The organism is Pedobacter sp. AK017, from assembly GCF_014200825.1.
GTDB classification, from domain to species: domain Bacteria; phylum Bacteroidota; class Bacteroidia; order Sphingobacteriales; family Sphingobacteriaceae; genus Pedobacter; species Pedobacter heparinus.
The window spans coordinates 315,107-332,896 of the sequence record NZ_JACHCW010000001.1 but is presented as its reverse complement, the minus strand read 5'-3'; the positions used below and the strand labels follow the sequence as shown (position 1 = coordinate 332,896).

The 17,790-nt window shown below is 41.3% G+C and carries 17 protein-coding genes; 10 read left to right on the top strand and 7 right to left on the bottom strand.

The genetic code is table 11. The annotated features are described in order from the left end of the window. Window positions 1-85: 85 nt before the first annotated feature. The 3 genes from trxB to HDC92_RS01525 all read left to right on the top strand — a co-directional run bounded on the left by trxB (window position 86) and on the right by HDC92_RS01525 (window position 3,705). Window positions 86-1,054, top strand: coding sequence for a thioredoxin-disulfide reductase (gene trxB / locus HDC92_RS01535; RefSeq protein ID WP_183871866.1), 969 nt, complete (start codon window positions 86-88; stop codon window positions 1,052-1,054). A gap of 116 nt (window positions 1,055-1,170) precedes the next feature. Beyond that, on the top strand, window positions 1,171-3,075 hold the full coding sequence (locus HDC92_RS01530) for a beta-N-acetylhexosaminidase (RefSeq protein ID WP_183871864.1): 1,905 nt from the start codon (window positions 1,171-1,173) through the stop codon (window positions 3,073-3,075). Window positions 3,076-3,084: 9 nt separating this feature from the next. Continuing rightward, window positions 3,085-3,705 (top strand): hypothetical protein, encoded by a 621-nt coding sequence (locus tag HDC92_RS01525; RefSeq protein ID WP_015807443.1) that lies wholly within the window; start codon window positions 3,085-3,087, stop codon window positions 3,703-3,705. Window positions 3,706-3,724: 19 nt separating this feature from the next. On the opposite strand, the gene HDC92_RS01520 is transcribed toward HDC92_RS01525, so the two are convergent. Both HDC92_RS01520 and HDC92_RS01515 read right to left on the bottom strand, forming a co-directional pair. Beyond that, window positions 3,725-4,357, bottom strand: coding sequence for a response regulator transcription factor (locus HDC92_RS01520; protein WP_015807444.1), 633 nt, complete (start codon window positions 4,355-4,357; stop codon window positions 3,725-3,727). Next, on the bottom strand, window positions 4,314-7,241 hold the full coding sequence (locus HDC92_RS01515) for a two-component regulator propeller domain-containing protein (protein WP_183871862.1): 2,928 nt from the start codon (window positions 7,239-7,241) through the stop codon (window positions 4,314-4,316). Before HDC92_RS01515 ends, HDC92_RS01520 begins: the two co-directional genes overlap by 44 nt. A gap of 301 nt (window positions 7,242-7,542) precedes the next feature. On the opposite strand from HDC92_RS01515, the gene HDC92_RS01510 reads away from it, so the two are divergent. Together HDC92_RS01510 and HDC92_RS01505 are read left to right on the top strand one after the other, a co-directional pair. Beyond that, complete coding sequence (locus tag HDC92_RS01510) at window positions 7,543-7,905, top strand: hypothetical protein (protein WP_183871860.1); 363 nt, start codon at window positions 7,543-7,545, stop codon at window positions 7,903-7,905. Window positions 7,906-7,920: 15 nt separating this feature from the next. Next, the gene (locus tag HDC92_RS01505; RefSeq protein ID WP_183871858.1) at window positions 7,921-8,781 is read left to right on the top strand and encodes a helix-turn-helix transcriptional regulator; all 861 of its coding nucleotides are present in this window, start codon (window positions 7,921-7,923) and stop codon (window positions 8,779-8,781) included. Between the two features lie 174 nt (window positions 8,782-8,955). Here HDC92_RS01505 and HDC92_RS01500 read toward each other — a convergent pair whose 3' ends face one another. Continuing rightward, the gene (locus HDC92_RS01500; protein ID WP_183871856.1) at window positions 8,956-9,555 is read right to left on the bottom strand and encodes a hypothetical protein; all 600 of its coding nucleotides are present in this window, start codon (window positions 9,553-9,555) and stop codon (window positions 8,956-8,958) included. Then, window positions 9,542-10,039 carry an RNA polymerase sigma factor gene (locus tag HDC92_RS01495; protein ID WP_015807449.1) on the bottom strand — a complete coding sequence of 166 codons (498 nt, stop codon included), beginning with the start codon at window positions 10,037-10,039 and terminating at the stop codon, window positions 9,542-9,544. The genes HDC92_RS01500 and HDC92_RS01495 overlap by 14 nt, the downstream gene beginning before the upstream one ends. A gap of 132 nt (window positions 10,040-10,171) precedes the next feature. Here HDC92_RS01495 and HDC92_RS01490 point away from each other — a divergent pair, with 132 nt between their 5' ends. The 4 genes from HDC92_RS01490 to rpmA all read left to right on the top strand — a co-directional run bounded on the left by HDC92_RS01490 (window position 10,172) and on the right by rpmA (window position 13,006). Next, on the top strand, window positions 10,172-11,599 hold the full coding sequence (locus HDC92_RS01490; RefSeq protein WP_015807450.1) for a dicarboxylate/amino acid:cation symporter: 1,428 nt from the start codon (window positions 10,172-10,174) through the stop codon (window positions 11,597-11,599). A 2-nt stretch (window positions 11,600-11,601) separates the two neighbouring features. After that, window positions 11,602-12,126, top strand: a complete 525-nt coding sequence (locus tag HDC92_RS01485) for a hypothetical protein (protein ID WP_183871854.1) — start codon at window positions 11,602-11,604, stop codon at window positions 12,124-12,126. Between the two features lie 79 nt (window positions 12,127-12,205). After that, entirely contained in the window at window positions 12,206-12,517 is a 312-nt protein-coding gene (rplU, locus tag HDC92_RS01480; RefSeq protein ID WP_008241463.1) for a 50S ribosomal protein L21, read from the top strand. Between the two features lie 57 nt (window positions 12,518-12,574). Further along, window positions 12,575-13,006: a 50S ribosomal protein L27 gene (gene rpmA / locus HDC92_RS01475; RefSeq protein WP_015807452.1), complete on the top strand. Its 432-nt coding sequence runs from the start codon at window positions 12,575-12,577 to the stop codon at window positions 13,004-13,006. Window positions 13,007-13,094: 88 nt separating this feature from the next. On the opposite strand, the gene HDC92_RS01470 is transcribed toward rpmA, so the two are convergent. Next, on the bottom strand, window positions 13,095-13,460 hold the full coding sequence (locus HDC92_RS01470) for a helix-turn-helix domain-containing protein (protein WP_183871852.1): 366 nt from the start codon (window positions 13,458-13,460) through the stop codon (window positions 13,095-13,097). Window positions 13,461-13,667: 207 nt separating this feature from the next. Here HDC92_RS01470 and HDC92_RS01465 point away from each other — a divergent pair, with 207 nt between their 5' ends. Further along, entirely contained in the window at window positions 13,668-14,630 is a 963-nt protein-coding gene (locus HDC92_RS01465) for a response regulator (protein ID WP_015807454.1), read from the top strand. A 9-nt stretch (window positions 14,631-14,639) separates the two neighbouring features. On the opposite strand, the gene HDC92_RS01460 is transcribed toward HDC92_RS01465, so the two are convergent. Further along, the gene (locus tag HDC92_RS01460; RefSeq protein ID WP_183871850.1) at window positions 14,640-15,608 is read right to left on the bottom strand and encodes a polyprenyl synthetase family protein; all 969 of its coding nucleotides are present in this window, start codon (window positions 15,606-15,608) and stop codon (window positions 14,640-14,642) included. A 33-nt stretch (window positions 15,609-15,641) separates the two neighbouring features. Beyond that, window positions 15,642-17,771 carry a ribonuclease R gene (gene rnr / locus HDC92_RS01455; RefSeq protein ID WP_015807456.1) on the bottom strand — a complete coding sequence of 710 codons (2,130 nt, stop codon included), beginning with the start codon at window positions 17,769-17,771 and terminating at the stop codon, window positions 15,642-15,644. Window positions 17,772-17,790: the final 19 nt, after the last annotated feature.

The window sequence follows — 17,790 nt, the reverse complement described above, 5'->3', positions numbered from 1 at the left end:
TATATCACAATGTTGCATTTGTTGCAGCATTGGTATTTGCGTATAGCAGGATAAAGCGTAATTTTGTATCACAATAGAAAAATATATGTCACAGGAACAAGAAATAGAACACGTTCAATGTTTAATTATAGGTTCGGGACCTGCAGGGTATACGGCAGCAATTTATGCGGCCAGGGCAGATCTTAAACCGGTTATGTATACAGGTATGGAACCTGGAGGACAATTGACCCAGACCACTGATGTGGATAATTTTCCGGGCTATCCAAATGGGATCATGGGCCCTGAAATGATGGAAGATTTCCGCAAACAGGCAGAACGTTTTGGTACTGATATCCGTTTTGGTTATGTAAGCGGGGTTGACTTTTCTACGCTACCGCATAAAGTAATAGTTGATGATATCAAAACGGTTACTGCAGATACAGTCATCATTTCTACAGGTGCCACCGCCAAATGGCTTGGTCTTCCGAGTGAACAAAAATACAATGGTTTTGGTGTTTCTGCCTGTGCAGTATGCGATGGTTTCTTCTTTAGGGGACAGGATGTGGCTATTGTTGGTGCGGGTGATACTGCAGCCGAGGAGGCAACTTACCTGGCAAAACTTTGTAAAAAGGTTTATATGCTGGTGCGCAGGGATGAGTTCAGGGCCTCGAAAGCTATGGTACACAGGGTGTTGAATACACCTAATATTGAAGTGATCTACAATACCGAGACCAGGGAAATCCTGGGCAATGGAAAAAATGTTACAGCGGTTAGGGTGGTAAATAACCAGACTGGTGCTGAAACTGATTTGCCGGTTGAAGGATTTTTTGTAGCCATTGGCCATAAACCCAATACGGATATTTTTAAAGGCTGGCTGGAGATGGACGATACCGGCTACCTGAAAACAATTCCAGGATCGACAAAAACGAATGTTGAGGGGGTTTTTGCCAGTGGGGATGTACAGGATAGTTATTACCGCCAGGCCGTAACGGCTGCTGGCTCTGGTTGTATGGCTGCGCTTGATGCAGAACGTTATTTAGCCGCTAAAGAACACGAAATAAAAGTCATTTCCTGATTATTAATAAAAAATAAAAACGGGCAGGACCATTTATAGGTTCTGCCTTTTTTTGTGGTTTATTTATTAGGATTTTTTTTATCTTAGGCATAAAATCAATCCGATTATTAAACACAATGATGAAAAAACTATTAGCTATTGGTTTACTAGCCTTCCTGTATGTTCCTGTTTTTGCCCAAAATGATGTAAATATGGGAATTATCCCTGCTCCGGTATCTGTAAAAAAGGGTGCAGGAACTTTTAAATTGGATAAGACTGTAGTTTTGATATCGAATGAGGTTAAAAATTCAAAATCGGCTGATCTTTTAAATGCTTTTATAGTAAGCAAGGCTGGCTTTTCTTTAAGAGAAGCAAAATCTGCCATGCCCAATGAGCGGGCCATTGTACTGAGTTCTGCTGCTGCGGAACAATTGCCTGCCGAAGGTTATAAAATAAGCATAAGCCCTAAAACCATTACCATTACCGGAAAGGGCGCGGGCTTATTTTATGGTGTACAATCTGTTATGCAGCTGATGCCGGACAAACAGCACAATGAGATCCTGATTCCTGCAGCTGAAATTAACGATTACCCAAGGTTTAAATACAGGGGCCTGCACCTGGATGTTGGAAGGCACATGTTCCCTGTTGCTTTCATCAAGAAGTACATCGACCTGATGGCCCAGTATAAACTGAACAATTTTCACTGGCACTTAACTGAAGACCAGGGCTGGAGGATTGAAATTAAAAAATACCCTAAATTAACCACTACCGCTGCCAGCAGAAACGGAACGATTATCGGGCACTACCCAGGTGTAAATAACGACGGAGAAGTTTATAAAGGTTTTTATACGCAAAATGAAGTAAAGGAAGTTGTAGCCTATGCTATGGCGAGGTTCATCAACGTAATCCCGGAAATTGAAATGCCGGGACATGCGAGTGCGGCAATTGCGGCTTACCCTGAGCTGAGCTGTTTCCCGGATAAAGACACCTTTGTGGCCGACGTTACACCCTGGGCAGGTTCGCGTAAAGGTAAGCAGGTACAGCAAACCTGGGGCGTATTCGACGACGTATTTGTACCCTCGGAAAATACCTTTAAATTTTTGGAGGATGTTTTAGATGAGGTCATTGCACTTTTCCCTTCTAAATACATCCACATCGGTGGGGATGAATCTCCTAAGAAATACTGGGAGCAAAGTGAGTTTTGCCAGAAATTAATCAAACAGCTGGGCTTAAAAGATGAGCACGAACTGCAGAGTTATTTCATCCAGCGCATTGAAAAATATGTAAATTCTAAAGGCAGGAGCATCATAGGCTGGGATGAAATTTTAGAAGGAGGGCTGGCACCCAATGCAACTGTAATGTCCTGGAGAGGTGTAAAAGGGGGGATTGCAGCAGCGCAGCAAAAGCATGAAGTGATCATGACCCCAAATGCAGGTGGTCTGTATTTTGACCACAAGCAATCTGAATCTGCCGATGAACCCACCAATATCGGTGGTCTGGCACCTTATTCCAAATCATACAACTATGATCCGGTACCTGCCGAACTTGCACCTGATGAACAGAAATATGTGATAGGGGTGCAGGCAAATGTCTGGACAGAGTACATTCAAAGTGCTGCCAAAGTGGAGTACTTTTTGCTGCCCAGACTGTTTTCTTTATCGGAGATTGCATGGAGCCAGGCTTCAGGTAAAGACTTTAAGAATTTTTCGGAAGAGCGCTTGCCTTTGCACCTCTCGAGGCTGGATAAAACAGGTACCAATTACTGGGTACCCACACCCTTAGGCCTAAATCAGAAAGTGCTGAACGGTGAAGATTTCAGCATTACCTTGAAAGAACCCATCCCTGGAGCTAAGATTTATTATACCTTGGACCTGACCCGCCCTTCAGAAATAGGGGAACAGTATACCAAACCTATTAAAGTAAAAGTACCGAAAGGCCAGAAACAGATTTTGAAAACCATTGTTGTTACAGCAGCTGGTAAACGGAGTGTGGTAACTGAAACTATTTTAAACAATGGAAGTGCTGAAGTGGCCGCTAAATAGCCTATATAAATGAAAACGATAAAATTTTTAATGAAGCCTGCCCTGTTTTTTGCAGGTATTGTTTTGATGGTTTCCTGCAGCGGGAATAAAGAAGAAAAGTCGCCTGTAAAAGTGCAGCCAGTAGCTGCAGAAAAAAAGACAGGCCCTTTTGCCTTTTATAAGGATATCAGCGTAAAACCCGGATTAAACTTTGAAGTCCTGAGCTGGGGCAAAGGAGTAGATAGCATTGGAGGCTATCTGATACTGATGTCCGATTCGGTGAGGAACAACTACAATTCTTTTTCAAATGAGCGGAAAGGGATCATTACCGATGCCTGGAATATGGATATGGACAATGACGGCAATCCTGAAATCTATATTGAGTTGCTGAGTAAGAAGAATGTACTGGATTTAAATGTTTATGAATATGCAGGTGGTGAATTCAGGAAGATCACTTTTCCGCCACTGAGCAGTAACATGAAGAAGAACTATGCCGGCAATGATAAATTTATCATCAAAAATGGCGATCTGTTCCGTTCTTTTCCGGTAGTAAATCCAAAAGATACGACAATAAAACAAGGGGAAATGAAAATGATCCAGTACCAGTTAAACGGCAATAGTTTTTCTGTAAACGAGGTTAAACAGGAATAAGCGGCCGCTTGTTGAAATGTCAGACCAGCCGGTTATTTTTAGCAACTTTAATGGCATCTGCTTTTGAGTTCACATCGAGTTTAAGGTAGATGTTCTTGATGTGTGTTTTTACAGTCTCAATCTCTATAAACAATTCATTTGCAATCTGAGACCTGTCTTTGCCCCTGCTCATCAGACTCAATATCTGGGTCTCTCTTTTGGTGAGTGGAGAATCAGGGTTTTTTTGCAGGGAAGTGATGACTTTTTTGGCAACATTGGGGCTCATAGGGCCGCCGCCCTGTAAAACATCCTTAATGGCTTCGATAATCTTTGAAGAAGGAGTGTTTTTTGTAAAGTAACCTGATGCACCATTGGCCAGGGCCTCCAGAATGATTTTTTCTGTTTCATGTACAGTTAACATAATGATATACACATCCGGCAAGGTTTTTTTTAGCAGCGGAAGCGCATCTATGCCATTGGTGCCTGGCATTTGTATATCCAGGATAATCACATCAGGGTTATCCCTGCCGATCTTTTGCCTTGCGGCATCAAAGGAGGGGTAGGTATTGACTACCTGATAAGGGGAGGTATTGTTGATCAGATAGGTATAGCCTTCTCTGATGGTTTGATCATCTTCTATGATAACTACTCTTGCTTCTGCCTGATTCTGCATTTTTTGATGTTTTAAATTTAACAGAGAGCGCTATTGTTGTTCCTTTAGTATTGGAGATGATGTTTAAAATTCCATTGATCCGGGCGGCCCGGACATTCATATTGTTGATCCCATGACCGTTTCCGGCAGATGCTACATCGAAACCAGTCCCGTTATCATCAAGCCTGATGTCTAAAACATCATGGGCCATCTTTGCTGTAAATTTAACATGATCTGCTTTTGAGTGTTTTAAGGCATTGTGTATGGCCTCCTTAAAGATCATCAGGATATTTCTGCTCATTTCGAGTGAAAGCCTGCTGTCCGTGTCATTCAGGGAAGTTTCTTCTTCAAAAAGTATGGGCGTTCCGTTAAACATCTCCTGTCCAAATTCCCTGATATGGGTCAGCAATTCACATAAGGTATCGTGTTTTGGGTTTAAAGACCATAGGATATCTTTTGTTCCGGTATACAATTCGTTCACATTGGTTTTTATTTTTTGTATGATTGCCCTTTTTTCGGTATCATCCTGATCTGTCATACTGGTTAATACTTCTGATAAGACGGAGATTCGGGTAAGTTTGTTACCAAGATCGTCGTGAAAATCTTCTGCAGTTTGTTTTCTGATCTTAAACTGCTCTTCCAGTTTTATTTTGAGCCGTAATCTGCGTTGTCTTTCGTTCAGGTTGATGATGACGTATACCGAAAGTATGATCAGCAAAAGGATAACCAAGAGGATAAAGATCTTAAAAATGGCGGTCTGATAATAAGGCGGGGTAATTTGGAAGTGGATGGCTGCGGTATTGCCAGATTCGATTCCGGAAACAGTAAGGGCTTTAACCTGAAAGGTGTATTTACCGGGTGGCAGGGCCGTATAATTGATAGAAGAATTGGCAGCGGGTTTACTGTACGTGGTATCCAGTCCGATTAACCTGTAGGTATACATCAATGCTTTAGGATTGGTCAGGTAAATACCTGTAAAGTTGATATTCAGGTGATTGTGGTCATAAGGCAGTGTTATTTCCTGGTTCAGTTCACGCTCTTTGTAGGTAATTTGCAGGTTATTCTGATCTCCTTTTTTGTTTTGGGACAAAACACCTGCTGAGTTGATGAAAACGTAGGGTGTGCCCGCTACTGAGGGACTTATTTTGTTGTAATGAACAATTGCTCCTTTGGTTGTTCCTATCCAGATTTTGTCATCTTTCTCCAGAATTGCATTTTGGTTGCATTCAACAAGTAAGGCATTCCCATCATTGCCTTTGATCAGGCTATGGTCTTTTGAGTTCAGCCGGTTTATGCCCCTGCCGGTCCCTATCCAGATTGTTCCCTTTTTATCGAGGAGCAAGCTATAGATGTGGTCAGAAAAAAGTCCGTTTTTAGTACTCAGCTGTTTAACTTTTCCGGTTACTGTATCCCATATGATCAGGCCATTGTCGGCCGTTCCAAAAAAAACATCAGGGCCGTTTTTGAGCATCGCTAAAATGCTTGAGCCTTCAATGAGCCTGAACTTTAACCGTTTGATCTCTTTTTTATGGTTAACCAGGTAAGCACCGTTCTGCGTACCGGTTATTATCGAATCTTTACCTATTTCAAGTAAACTGCTGCCAAACCGGGGGCTGATGCGGCTTATTTTTTTGCTGAGGTTGTCTACCATAAAACAGCCGGTATTTGTAGATAACCAGATGTTGTGGTCCTTGTCTTCCATAATGGCATTGCAGGCTATACCGCGACTTTCATGGTCTATGCGTTTAAACCTGTTTTTATGATAAAGCCATAAACCACCACCCACTGTACCTACCCATATATTATTTTTGCTGTCTTTTAACAATACATTGATCCTTTTTGTATCCTCATTGTCGGAAGGGATACTGATCCTTCTGATCTGGTTGTTTTGCTGGCTAAACAGGCCATCGTAAGTGCCCAGCCAGATTTCGTCTGGTTTGGGGCCGTTCACAATACTCATTACAATATTGTTCTGTAAGCCCTGCGATTCGTCGAATGTCACATAACCATTGCTGTTAAACCTGTAAATCCCTGAGCCGTCTGTACCAAACCAGATGTTGTTTTCTGCATCCCTGAATATTTGTTTAACCACATTATCGGTAAATCCATTTTTAGCATTAAAATAGATTTCATGATCTGTGCTGATGTACCAGGCGCCCTTGTTTGTACCCAGCCAGATATTTCCTTTTTCGTCCTGCAGGATTGCTGTAGCTTTTTTAATCTTACCGGCATACCTGCTGAGCAGTTTTCCGTTTTCTGACAGGAATATGCCAGTGGTTGTCAGCAACCAGATTTTATCTTTAACAAATTTATCTATTAAAAGCCCGGTGACCACTAAATTTTTTACAGCAGCCCCAGTTATTTTAGCCTGCCATTTGTTTCCTTCCAGGCTGTATATGCCATGCGTATATACTGCCGCCCATATTTTTCCGCCCTGGTCGGTAGCCAGGGTGGTTACCATTTCGGCTGTGTCGCGGCTAATGTTTACGCGTTCAGTTGCGGACCTGTTTGTTTTAAAAAGATGCCGGTCTGACAGGCCATATACCATGTTGCCGGTGCCGGCAACCAACATGTCAGTCCAGTTGTTTGTCTCCTTGTAATGATAAAAGGAAAAGCCGTTATAAGCAGATAACCCTCGTCCGGAACCAATAAAGAGGCTATTTTGGGCATTTACTGCCAGCGATAAAATAAAATTGCTGTTTAAGCCGTCAGTTTTCCCAAAATTAATGAACTGGTTACCATTGAAACAGCTTAGTCCCCCCAAAGTGGCTATCCATAACCGTCTTTGTTTATCCTGGGTAATGGCTGTTACCTGCGACTGGACCAGACCGTCCTCGATATTGTAATGCTCAAAGTTGTACCGCTGACTGAAGGCCTGAAGACCACTGGCAAGCAGGAAAAGCATCACAAAAATTCTTTTGATATCAGACACAGTTTAAATAATATGCAGTTTTTACCATTTGTAAATATAATTATCAATGTGGGGTTAAAAATCACCCTTTAAGGGGTGGTTTTTGTTGTTGTACCTTGTTCCGGATTTTTAATCAGCTTGATTGAGTTCAACTCAAATCAATAACCACTAACGAAATAACAAATATATATTAAAATAAAAAAATACCCCTTCAAGGGTTAGTGTTATTTGTTGGTATTTTTTTAAATTTGTTTAATCTTCAGTTAGTTATAGGGGTTATAGGGGTATAATAAGTATGGACTTTAATCAGGGTTACAAGGTTATTTTTGTTAATTGTGAAGAAACTGCTTTGCATTTCTTTTCGAATGTCCCTGGCTTTAAGCTATATGAGAAAATTGAGATCCAGGGCCGGCAATGCCCTATACTGCAATTAAAGAACGGAGATTTTATGATGCTGGTAGAAAAGGAAGCTGTTGAACCAGAGACGATTGTTTTAAAAACGGATGATTGTTTAAGGGATTACCATCTGCTTAAAAAGAGAAGCATAGCCACATTAACCAAGCCACGCTATGTTGATAATGGGCTTGAACTGTGTTTTTCAGATCCTACGGGCAATCATTTTATTGTGCTTGAAGAACGTGATTATACCGATGCCTGAGGGCCAAAATAACCGATGATGAAGTATAACAGGATCCTGATCAATAAGAATGAGATCATAAGTGAAGTTACTTGTGATGCCTATTATCCGATGCTTACGGGAAAGTATGCTTTTAATGTAGTATTTAATGGCGAAGCAAACTATACCATCGAGAAGCGGCAGATCACCCTTGTGCCCGGAAGTTTTATTTTCCTGAACCACGATACCTGTTATTCCCATAAAATAGATTCATCAGTAGAGGTAAACACACTTTCTGTGCTGTTTGATCCTGGTTTTGTGCAGGATTTTGAATATTCCTATCAGACTGAAGCAAAAAAACTGCTGGACAATCCTGCCGACCTGAAAAGTGGGCAGCCGCGTTTTATGGAATCAATTTATACGCTCCAGGGCGATGTTAAATTTAATTTACAGCACCTTACCCGACATTTGGAAAGCGGTACCAATGACCAGCTGCTTTTAAATGAGTATTTACACCATTGCCTGATCAATTATTATAACCTGTACCATTCAGAAATAGAGCGCAGGGAAGCTGCCCTGAAATTTTTGAGCCGTACCACCAAAACGGAGATCATAAGAAGGTTGTCAATTGCTAAAGATTATATGATCAGCAATTACAACAAGAACATACGCCTTGACGACATTGCGCAGATGGCCTGTTTGTCGGTTAATCACTTGCTGCGTACTTTTAAGCAGGCCTATCAGCAATCGCCGCACCAGTTTCTTACCAAGATCAGGCTCCAGCAGGCAAAGCACCTGTTAAAGCATACCAACTATCCGGTAAACGAAATTGTAGATATAGTAGGCTTTGAATGTCCAAGCTCATTTATCAGGCTGTTCAGAAACGCTTTCAATGTTACACCAGGTCAGTACAGGTAAAATCGCGTTAAATTAAATAGATTTAACATTTAGTAAACATAATGGTGATTTTCGCTTATTGACGGATGGCTTGTTAAAGTAAATTTGAAGCAGGAAACCCAGTATATAAGTTTGGATGAATTTAATTTGGGTTAGTTAATAATAAGGTCATCCGAAGAGTCCGGATGACTTTTTTTATGCCCCTTCTTTAAACTGGCTGCCCAGACGTTCAAACTTTTCGATCAGCAAAGCTATCCTTTCTTTTTCCCTTTTCATTACTGCCCTGCGCACCAGGGTAGAACAGAAAACCATCCAGCCAAGGGTTAGCAAAACAATCAGACATTGCAGCCAGGTGTCAAAATAAGTCAGTATTTCCAGGAAATAAAAGATGATGCCCAGGCTTAAGGCAATGGCATATATCCAGTACAGTTTATTATACAGGTTAAAGCGGTTGATCTGGTAAAGTTTTAAATTGACCAGGAATTCGTTAGGGTGCGTGGTAAAATCGTTTTTCGAGATTAACCGGTGCCCCCTGTACAACATGAAGGTGGTAGCCGCAATGGCCGTTAAAAAAATAAATATCCCTGCGTAAGTGGTCCATGACTGAAAATCAAAGAACAGCCATAAACAGCTTATGGCTATAAATGACAAGAGCATTCCTGTGATGTTCATTACGGATTTGTTGCGAATGGAATTTACTTCCTTTTTGGCTTGCGTCAGCATTTCCTCAGATGAGATCTTTACCTCAACAGAATGTGATTGCCAAAGCGATTGTATGTGATCAAATTCTTGCATGCTGGTTGTATAATTCTGTAAGTTTTAATTTAATGCGATGAATTTTTACCCTTAAGTTCCCTTCACTGATACCGGAAATCTCGGCTATTTCATGATATGGCAGTTCATCCAGTACCATAGTGATGATGAGGCGGTCATTTTCTTCCAGTTGGGAGATAGATTTGTAGAGCAGGGCTATCTGTTCATTTTTCTCAGAAAATTCTTCCGGCCGGTTTTCTATAATGTTATCCGTCAGTTCATCTTTTGCCTGGCGTTTTTCAGATCTCAGGTAAGTTAAACAGGTATTTACGGCAATTCTGTAAATCCATGTAGAGATGAGCGATTTGTTCCTGAATTTATCAAGATTCTGCCAAACCTTCAAAAAAGTTTCCTGAAGCAGGTCGTTGGCTGCATCCTCATCCCCGGTATAACCGTAGCATAAGTGGAATATCTTTTTAGAATTTGTATCGAAAATCTGTTTAAATAATTGATCCTTTTTTTCCATCAATTAAGGGCTAATGGTGGTTTGATTGCCTTAAGGCTGAAATGTTACAGCCCGACCGGGCCAAAAATAATAAATGTTTGCGGGCTTGGTACAAATAATTACTTTTGTTGCAAATCAAACAAACCTTAGTATATGAAACAAAACAGGGTCGGGTTAATCACTTTGTTGTTTATCACTGTTGCGGCATGTTTAGGCGTTTTAAAGGATTTCAACATTGTTGATGTACCGGACAACGTTATGATGGCCACTCGCTGGCTGCTGGCCCTCGAACTATTGGCCTACGCTTTGATCCGAAAAAACCTTACTACCTGGATATTGGTCTGTATGGTACTGGGGATATTTATAGGGATAGACTATCCGCATGTTGCTGTAGCACTTCAGCCCCTGAGTAAGGGCTTTATTAAACTGGTTAAGACCATTGTAGGACCTATCTTATTTGGTACCCTGGTTTATGGAATAGCCGGACATTCTGATTTAAAGCAGGTAGGACGGATGGCGTGGAAGTCTATGTTGTATTTTTATTTTGCAACTACCATAGCCTTGTTTATTGGTCTGGCAGCAATTAACCTTACCCATGCGGGGGTTGGTGTAAATATAGAAAATATGCCCCATAACGATTTGCCAAAACCTGTGAAGGATGTAACAGACGAAAGCATACTGAGTACTTTGCCGGATGGGGTACACTGGCTGTATAAGACGCTGGCCTTTTTCAGGAATATTTTTCCGGAGAATATTGTGAAATCAGTGTATGATGCCCAGATTTTACAGATCGTTATTTTCTCGGTTATTTTTGGTATTGGTTTGGCAATGGTGGATGAAAAGAAAAGAAAACCTATGGTTGATTTTTGCGAGAGCTTATCTGAGACCATGTTTAAATTTACCAATGTGATCATGTACTTTGCCCCTATAGGGGTAGGTGCTGCAATGGCCTATACGGTAGGGCACATGGGCGTAGATATCCTGAAACACCTGTTCATGCTGGTAGCTACCTTGTATATGGCGCTCATTGCCTTTATTCTTATTGTACTGCTGCCCATCGCGCTTTATATCAAACTGCCTATACTTAAGTTTATCAATGCCATAAAGGAACCGGTTTCTATTGCGTTTGCCACCACAAGTTCCGATGCCGCACTTCCCAAAGCGATGAGTGCCATGGAAAAATTTGGTGTACCACGTAAGATCGTATCTTTTGTAATTCCCACCGGTTACAGCTTTAACCTTGACGGCACTACATTATACCTTTCGCTGGCCTCTATTTTTGTGGCACAGGCCGCAGGGATGCACCTGAGTTTTGGTGAACAGCTGCTGATTGTATTTACACTGATGATCACCAGTAAGGGGGTGGCCGCCATTCCAAGGGCATCACTGATTATTCTGATCGCTACTGCAGACCAGTTTGGCCTGCCAACCTTTATTATTGCTGCTATTTTAGGGATTGATGAGTTAATGGATATGGGAAGGACATCTTTAAATGTAATCGGAAATTGTCTGGCTACAGTTGTGATAGCCAAGTGGGAGGGAGAATACAACCCCGATAGTATTGAAATTAAGGAAGCATAATTATGAGTAACAACGCAAAAAAAATATTTCTGGCATTAACCATTGTAGTCCCTTTTCTGATCTATTGCATTGTTTATTATGTGCCTATGTTTAGAAATGCCCCTTTTAAGCTAAAGGAATTTGAGTCGATAGAATTTAAATGGGGGCCGGGCAACAAGCTTGAAAACAGTTATAACTCGGCTACGGGCGCTTATCAGTACGTGAACGCCCAGGATTCTTTGATCAGGACCAATGTTAAGCTAAGAAAAGACGATATTCTTTATCTGCATTCGAAGGCAAGTGAACTGGGTTTCTGGAATTTTCCGGATGTGATTGCCAATTCCGGTACCAACCTGGATTCGTCTAAGGTACTGCGTTATGTGATGCAGTTCAATTATAAGAAAAAGTCGAAAAAGGTAATTTATGTTACCGATTATACCGAAATACAGAAGCTTAAGGGGCTGGCCGAGCAGATGAAAACATTACTGATGCAGAGCATTACTGATGCAGAAGAACGTTACGGAAAGAAAGCTGCTTTAAAAAACTAAATCATTTATGGATTTAGAAAATAATTTCTATATTTGCACCTCGATAAAATAAACAATTTAAAATAATAATTAATTAACAATGTACGCAATAGTAAATATAGCAGGACAGCAATTCAAAGTTGCAAAAGACCAGCACCTTTTTGTACACCGTTTACAAGGGGATGAAGGCGCTAGTATTGAATTTGACAATGTATTGTTGGTTGAAGATGGTGGTAAAATCTCTGTAGGAGCTCCTGCATTGAAAGGCGCAACTGTTTCAGCTAAAATCGTGTCTCATTTAAAAGGTGATAAAGTAATCGTTTTCAAAAAGAAACGCAGAAAAGGTTACAAAAAGAAAAACGGTCACCGTCAGTATTTCACCAAGATCCAGATCTCTGGTATCAGTTTATAATTATTGTTAAACAATAGATTACCGTTTATTCAGGTAGTTCATAAAATATAAAACAAGATGGCACATAAAAAAGGAGCCGGTAGTTCGAGAAACGGACGTGAATCGCATAGCAAACGTTTAGGTATCAAAATTTTTGGTGGTCAGGAAGCTATCGCCGGAAACATTTTGGTACGTCAGCGTGGTACAAAACATCATCCTGATAAAGGAGTAGGTATTGGCAAAGACCATACTTTATTCGCTTTGGTTGATGGTACTGTAATCTTCAAAAAGAAACAGGACAATAAATCTTATGTTTCTGTATTGCCTGCTGCTGTTGTTACAGCAGTTCCGGAAAAGAAAGCTCCGGCTGTGAAAGCAGCAAAAGCTGCTGCTCCGGCAAAAGAAGCAAAAGCTGAAAAAGAAAAAGCACCTGCAAAGAAAGCCCCTGCTAAAAAAGCAGTTAAAGCCGAAACAGCAGCTACTGAGACTGAAGCTGCACCTGCAGAATAAGTTACAGGCATAACCCATAAACAGAAAAGGTCACAATTGATATTGTGACCTTTTCTGTTTATGGTGCTTATGGGTATTTCTGCCGGCTTTATACCCTAACCTTGGCTCTTCTTGATTTGATGTGGTTTAATTCCTGTTCCAGTTTTTTTAATGAGCTGGTGAAACTCCTGAATGAAGTTTCGAGGTCATTTAAAATAAGGTCTATTTTGGCCGGATTTTCCGTTGCGGCCTTAGCATCTGTGCCATGTAGCAGCCAATCATAGGTCTTGCTATAATACCTGGCGATTTCGTGTAGGGTGTTGAACGAAGGATACTGGTTGCCAAGTTCTATTTGAGAATAATTACTTCTTGATAAATTTAAAATATTGGCAATAAATGCTTGCGAAAGGTTGTGCTTCGTTCTTAAGTCCTTTATGCGTTCACCAATCTCTTTCTTTGATAGAATTTCTTGCATAAGTAATATATATTTCGTTGATTTGTGATGGACGGGATAACTAATTGCTCCAGGAATCAAAGCAATTATAGCTCCATAAAATTTATTAGGAGAACATTTATAGTAAAAGGGATTAGCTATGTTAATGCCAAAAGCATGATGTGTATTGTATATAATATGGTATTATCATGATGAATGCGCGCTGCAACAGCTTAAAACACGTTGAATATGCCAAATAAAAACAGTTGCGGGCGAACCTCAAGTTCATTTTTTTTAATTGATAAAAATTATCAGCTTACTTTTTTTAAGATCGACTCTCCAAATGACCTGGGTAGTCTTCTTGCAAAAAATCCCGTAATTGGGGAGTCGGTTGTGGAAATCATTGCACAAAATTACAGGAAGCATTTTACAATCCTGTTGTCAAGATGCTTTGAAGGTCATTGTTTTAGTATAGAACAGCGGCTGTCTGTTTTTAAGTCAAACGACCTGATTTTCCATATCATTTTTACGCCACTTACCATCAATGAGATCACAGATACTATTGTTTGTACCGTAGCAGATATCAGCAGTTCAAGAGGGGTGATCAATATGATCAGAGAGTATTCGCACCTCACCTCGCATCAGTTAAGGGCACCAATAACCAATATCTTAAGTCTTTCAACAATTACCAATTATGCCCAGCTGGCTTCTTATGATGCATTAAAGATGAGCCGCCTGCTCAATGATATCAATCTTCAGGCAGTTAAACTGGATGAGATCATTAAAATGCTGAACAAGATGCTCAACAAGCACGACTGTATCGACTTATTTGATAAGCCTGGTCCTAAATCTGACCACAACCATATTGTACTGGTAGATGATGATGTGGTGACCAATAAACTCCATAAAATGCTGATCAGAAAGCACCACAGCGATAAAAGGATTGTATTGTTTGACAACCCCCAAAAGGCCCTGTCATACATTCAACAGCATACACCTGATCTTATTTTATTGGACCTGCACATGCCTGGAATCGATGGCTGGAGATTTCTGGAAATGATGGAAGAGCTTAATGTTTTTATCGATGTGGTTATTGTTTCCTCCTCCATAGATCCGCGGGAGCGGTCCAAAGCAAAATCCTTTCTCTGCGTTAAAGATTTTTACACCAAACCCCTAACGATAGAAAAGGTAAGCCAATTGCTGGACCATTAAAATTTAAGCCTAATGTTCCCTGCTCATCAGCAGGTCTGCCAGCTCCAGCAGTTCAGATTTCCTTGCTTCAGGTACCTTTACGGCGTTAAGGGCATCAAAGGCTTTATCGGCGTAGTTTCTCATTTCTATACCAGCCAGTTCGGGGATGTTGTAAGCATTGTACAGCCCGGTAATGTGCTTTACTTTTTCAGTATGGTCTTTATTTGTGCTTTGTGCTTCCAGTTTCCGCAGGTCTTCGGCGCTGGCCAGTTCTTTTAGTTTCAGCAACAGCAGTGTTTTTTTATTGGCAATGATATCGCCGCCTACCTGTTTGCCAAATTTCTCGGGGTCGCCATACACATCCAGGATGTCGTCCTGCAGCTGGAAGGCTATACCCAGGTTCAGGCCAAACTGGTAAAGCTGTTCTGCTTCATTATGGTCTGCCCCGGCTACCTGTGCCCCCAATTTCATGGCCCCGCCTAAAAGTACCGCAGTCTTTAAACGGATCATATTGATGTATTCCGGAATGCTTACTATGGCCTGTTGTTCAAATTCCATGTCCAGCTGCTGTCCTTCGCAAACGCCTCTTGCAGTAGCATTAAATGTTTCCAGTGCGTCCTTTAATATAGCGCTGTGCAGCATGGACAGTTGTTTGTTCGCTTCAACCATCATCACGTCACCGCTTAAAATGGCATTGTTGATGCCCCATTTTTCGTGTACGGTCTGCTTACCCCTGCGGAGCGGGGCATTGTCCATAATGTCATCGTGGACTAAGGTGAAATTGTGAAAAGTTTCAATAGCCAGTGCTGCAGGTATTGCTTTCAGGATATCTGCTTCAAATAAATCTGCGGCCATGAGTGTAAGTACCGGTCTTATTCTTTTGCCCCCCATAGACATGATATAGCGTATGGGCGCATAGAGTTTTTCCGGCTGGGCAGGATAATTGATGTTTTGAATCGCGTTTTCTATAACTTCTTGTAATTGGGCAGGAGTATACATCTTATGTAAAAGGATTTTCCGGAATCTGATTTTTTATTGAATTAAGGTGAAGTCGATCTGACGTTTGGCCAGGTCTACTTTTTTTACTTTCACCTGTACTTCATCGCCAAGCTGATATTTTTTCTGTTTGCGCTGGCCAACTATGCAATAGTTTTTCTCATCAAGCACATAGAAATCATCTGTAATGTCCCTCAGGCGTATCATCCCTTCGCATTTATTTTCAGTTAGCTCTACATACATTCCCCATTCTGTTACACCGGAAATGATGCCTGCAAAAATGTTACCTACGTTTTCTTCCAGGTATTCGGCCTGTTTGTATTTGATAGAGGCACGTTCTGCATCTGCAGCCCGCTTCTCCATCGCTGAAGAATGGGAGGCCGCAATTTCATATTCTTCTTCATTGGCCGACTTTTCATTGTTTAGGTATGCTGCAAGCAGGCGGTGTACCATCACATCAGGGTAGCGGCGGATGGGTGAAGTGAAGTGGGTATAATGGTCAAATGCCAGTCCATAATGGCTTGTTTTTTTGGTGGTGTAAATGGCCTTGGCCATAGAGCGGATGGCCAGCTGGGTAAGTACATTCTGTTCTTTCTTGCCTTCTACATCTTCCATCAGGTAATTTAAAGACTTTGCGATTTCCTTGTCCGATTTCATGTTGATCTTATAACCAAAACGTGCGGCAAACAAGGCAAAGTTGCCCAGGTTTTCCAGGTTAGGTGAATCATGTGAGCGGTAAACAAAAGTATATTTCTGCTTTCCTTTGCCTTTTTTAGCAATAAATTCAGCTACCTTTTTATTGGCCAGCAGCATGAAATCTTCTATCAGTTTATGGGCATCCTTGCGTTCTTTTACATAAACACCAATAGGTTTACCGGTTTCGTCCAGTTTAAATTTCACTTCGGTGCTTTCAAAACTGATGGCGCCGTTCTTAAACTTTTTATCCCTTAAAATATAGGCAAGCTCATTCAGCTTCAGAATTTCAGCGGCATAATCGCCGGCTTTGTTTTCAATCACTTCCTGTGCTTCCTCATAACTAAAGCGGCGGTCGGAATGGATCACTGTACGTCCAAACCATTCGTTAACCAGGTTTGCCTTTTCATCCAGTTCAAATACCGCTGCAAAGCACAGTTTATCTTCATTGGGCCTTAAGGAGCAAACGCCATTGCTCAGGCGTTCCGGCAGCATGGGAATTACGCGGTCTACCAGGTATACCGAAGTGGCCCTGGCATAAGCTTCTTTATCCAGGCTGCTGTTGGGCTTCACATAATGGGAAACATCAGCAATGTGCACACCTATTTCATAATTGCCGTTTTCCAATGTTTTAAAAGAAATGGCATCGTCAAAGTCTTTTGCATCAGCAGGATCAATGGTAAAGGTAGTGGTATTTCTAAAATCCTTCCGGCCTTTTATTTCTGCTGCGCTTACCTGTTCGGGTATGGCATTGGCCTCCAGCTCTACTTCGGCCGGGAAGCTCAATGGAAAACCGTACTGTGCAAGAATGGCGTTCATTTCCGTGTTGTTCTCGCCCTGTTCGCCCAGTATATTGATGATCTTTCCGATCGGGTTTTTTACACCTTCAGGCCATTCGGTAATGCTTACCTGAACCTTTTGTCCGTTTTTTGCACCGTTAAGATCGTTCAGGGGCACAAAAATATCGTGCAGCATTTTGCGGTCGTCTACATTTACAAAGGCATAACGTTCTGAGATCCTGATGACGCCAATAAAATCTGTTTTCGACCGTTCTATGATCTCTACAACTTCACCTTCGTTTTTACGTCCGCTTTTTTTAGCATAGATGTAAACCTTCACCTTATCACCATGCAGTGCATTGTGGAGCTTTCTGGCCGATACGAACACATCTTTTTCAAATTCATCATCGGGGATAATGAATGCTGCGCCGTCTGCCGTCATGTCTACCTTTCCGGTAATAAAGGTCTTCAGGTCCTTCAATCTGAATTTTCCTTTTTCAGGCTCTGAAAATACACCTTTCCTGGCCTGTTCTTTTAATATTTCCGATATGGTTTCCCTTGAATCGGCATCGGTAAGGTTCAATTTAGCCGAAACCTGTTTGTAATTCAGGGCTTCTTTATTGCTTTTCTCCAGAACATCGCTAATCAATTGTATTAAAACGAGTTCCAGGTGGGCTGATTTCTTTTTTGCCATAATCTGTTTATGAATCACC

Coding starts and splice junctions, on each gene's coding strand:
- HDC92_RS01460 (WP_183871850.1), bottom strand. CDS start 15,608: ATGTATACTCCTGCCCAATTACAAGAAGTTATAGAAAACGCGATTCAA.
- rpmA (WP_015807452.1), top strand. CDS start 12,575: ATGGCACATAAAAAAGGAGCCGGTAGTTCGAGAAACGGACGTGAATCG.
- HDC92_RS01510 (WP_183871860.1), top strand. CDS start 7,543: ATGGACTTTAATCAGGGTTACAAGGTTATTTTTGTTAATTGTGAAGAA.
- rplU (WP_008241463.1), top strand. CDS start 12,206: ATGTACGCAATAGTAAATATAGCAGGACAGCAATTCAAAGTTGCAAAA.
- HDC92_RS01530 (WP_183871864.1), top strand. CDS start 1,171: ATGATGAAAAAACTATTAGCTATTGGTTTACTAGCCTTCCTGTATGTT.
- HDC92_RS01525 (WP_015807443.1), top strand. CDS start 3,085: ATGAAAACGATAAAATTTTTAATGAAGCCTGCCCTGTTTTTTGCAGGT.
- HDC92_RS01495 (WP_015807449.1), bottom strand. CDS start 10,039: ATGGAAAAAAAGGATCAATTATTTAAACAGATTTTCGATACAAATTCT.
- trxB (WP_183871866.1), top strand. CDS start 86: ATGTCACAGGAACAAGAAATAGAACACGTTCAATGTTTAATTATAGGT.
- HDC92_RS01470 (WP_183871852.1), bottom strand. CDS start 13,460: ATGCAAGAAATTCTATCAAAGAAAGAGATTGGTGAACGCATAAAGGAC.
- HDC92_RS01485 (WP_183871854.1), top strand. CDS start 11,602: ATGAGTAACAACGCAAAAAAAATATTTCTGGCATTAACCATTGTAGTC.
- HDC92_RS01490 (WP_015807450.1), top strand. CDS start 10,172: ATGAAACAAAACAGGGTCGGGTTAATCACTTTGTTGTTTATCACTGTT.
- HDC92_RS01465 (WP_015807454.1), top strand. CDS start 13,668: ATGCCAAATAAAAACAGTTGCGGGCGAACCTCAAGTTCATTTTTTTTA.
- HDC92_RS01500 (WP_183871856.1), bottom strand. CDS start 9,555: ATGCAAGAATTTGATCACATACAATCGCTTTGGCAATCACATTCTGTT.
- HDC92_RS01505 (WP_183871858.1), top strand. CDS start 7,921: ATGATGAAGTATAACAGGATCCTGATCAATAAGAATGAGATCATAAGT.
- HDC92_RS01515 (WP_183871862.1), bottom strand. CDS start 7,241: ATGCTTTTCCTGCTTGCCAGTGGTCTTCAGGCCTTCAGTCAGCGGTAC.
- HDC92_RS01520 (WP_015807444.1), bottom strand. CDS start 4,357: ATGCAGAATCAGGCAGAAGCAAGAGTAGTTATCATAGAAGATGATCAA.
- rnr (WP_015807456.1), bottom strand. CDS start 17,771: ATGGCAAAAAAGAAATCAGCCCACCTGGAACTCGTTTTAATACAATTG.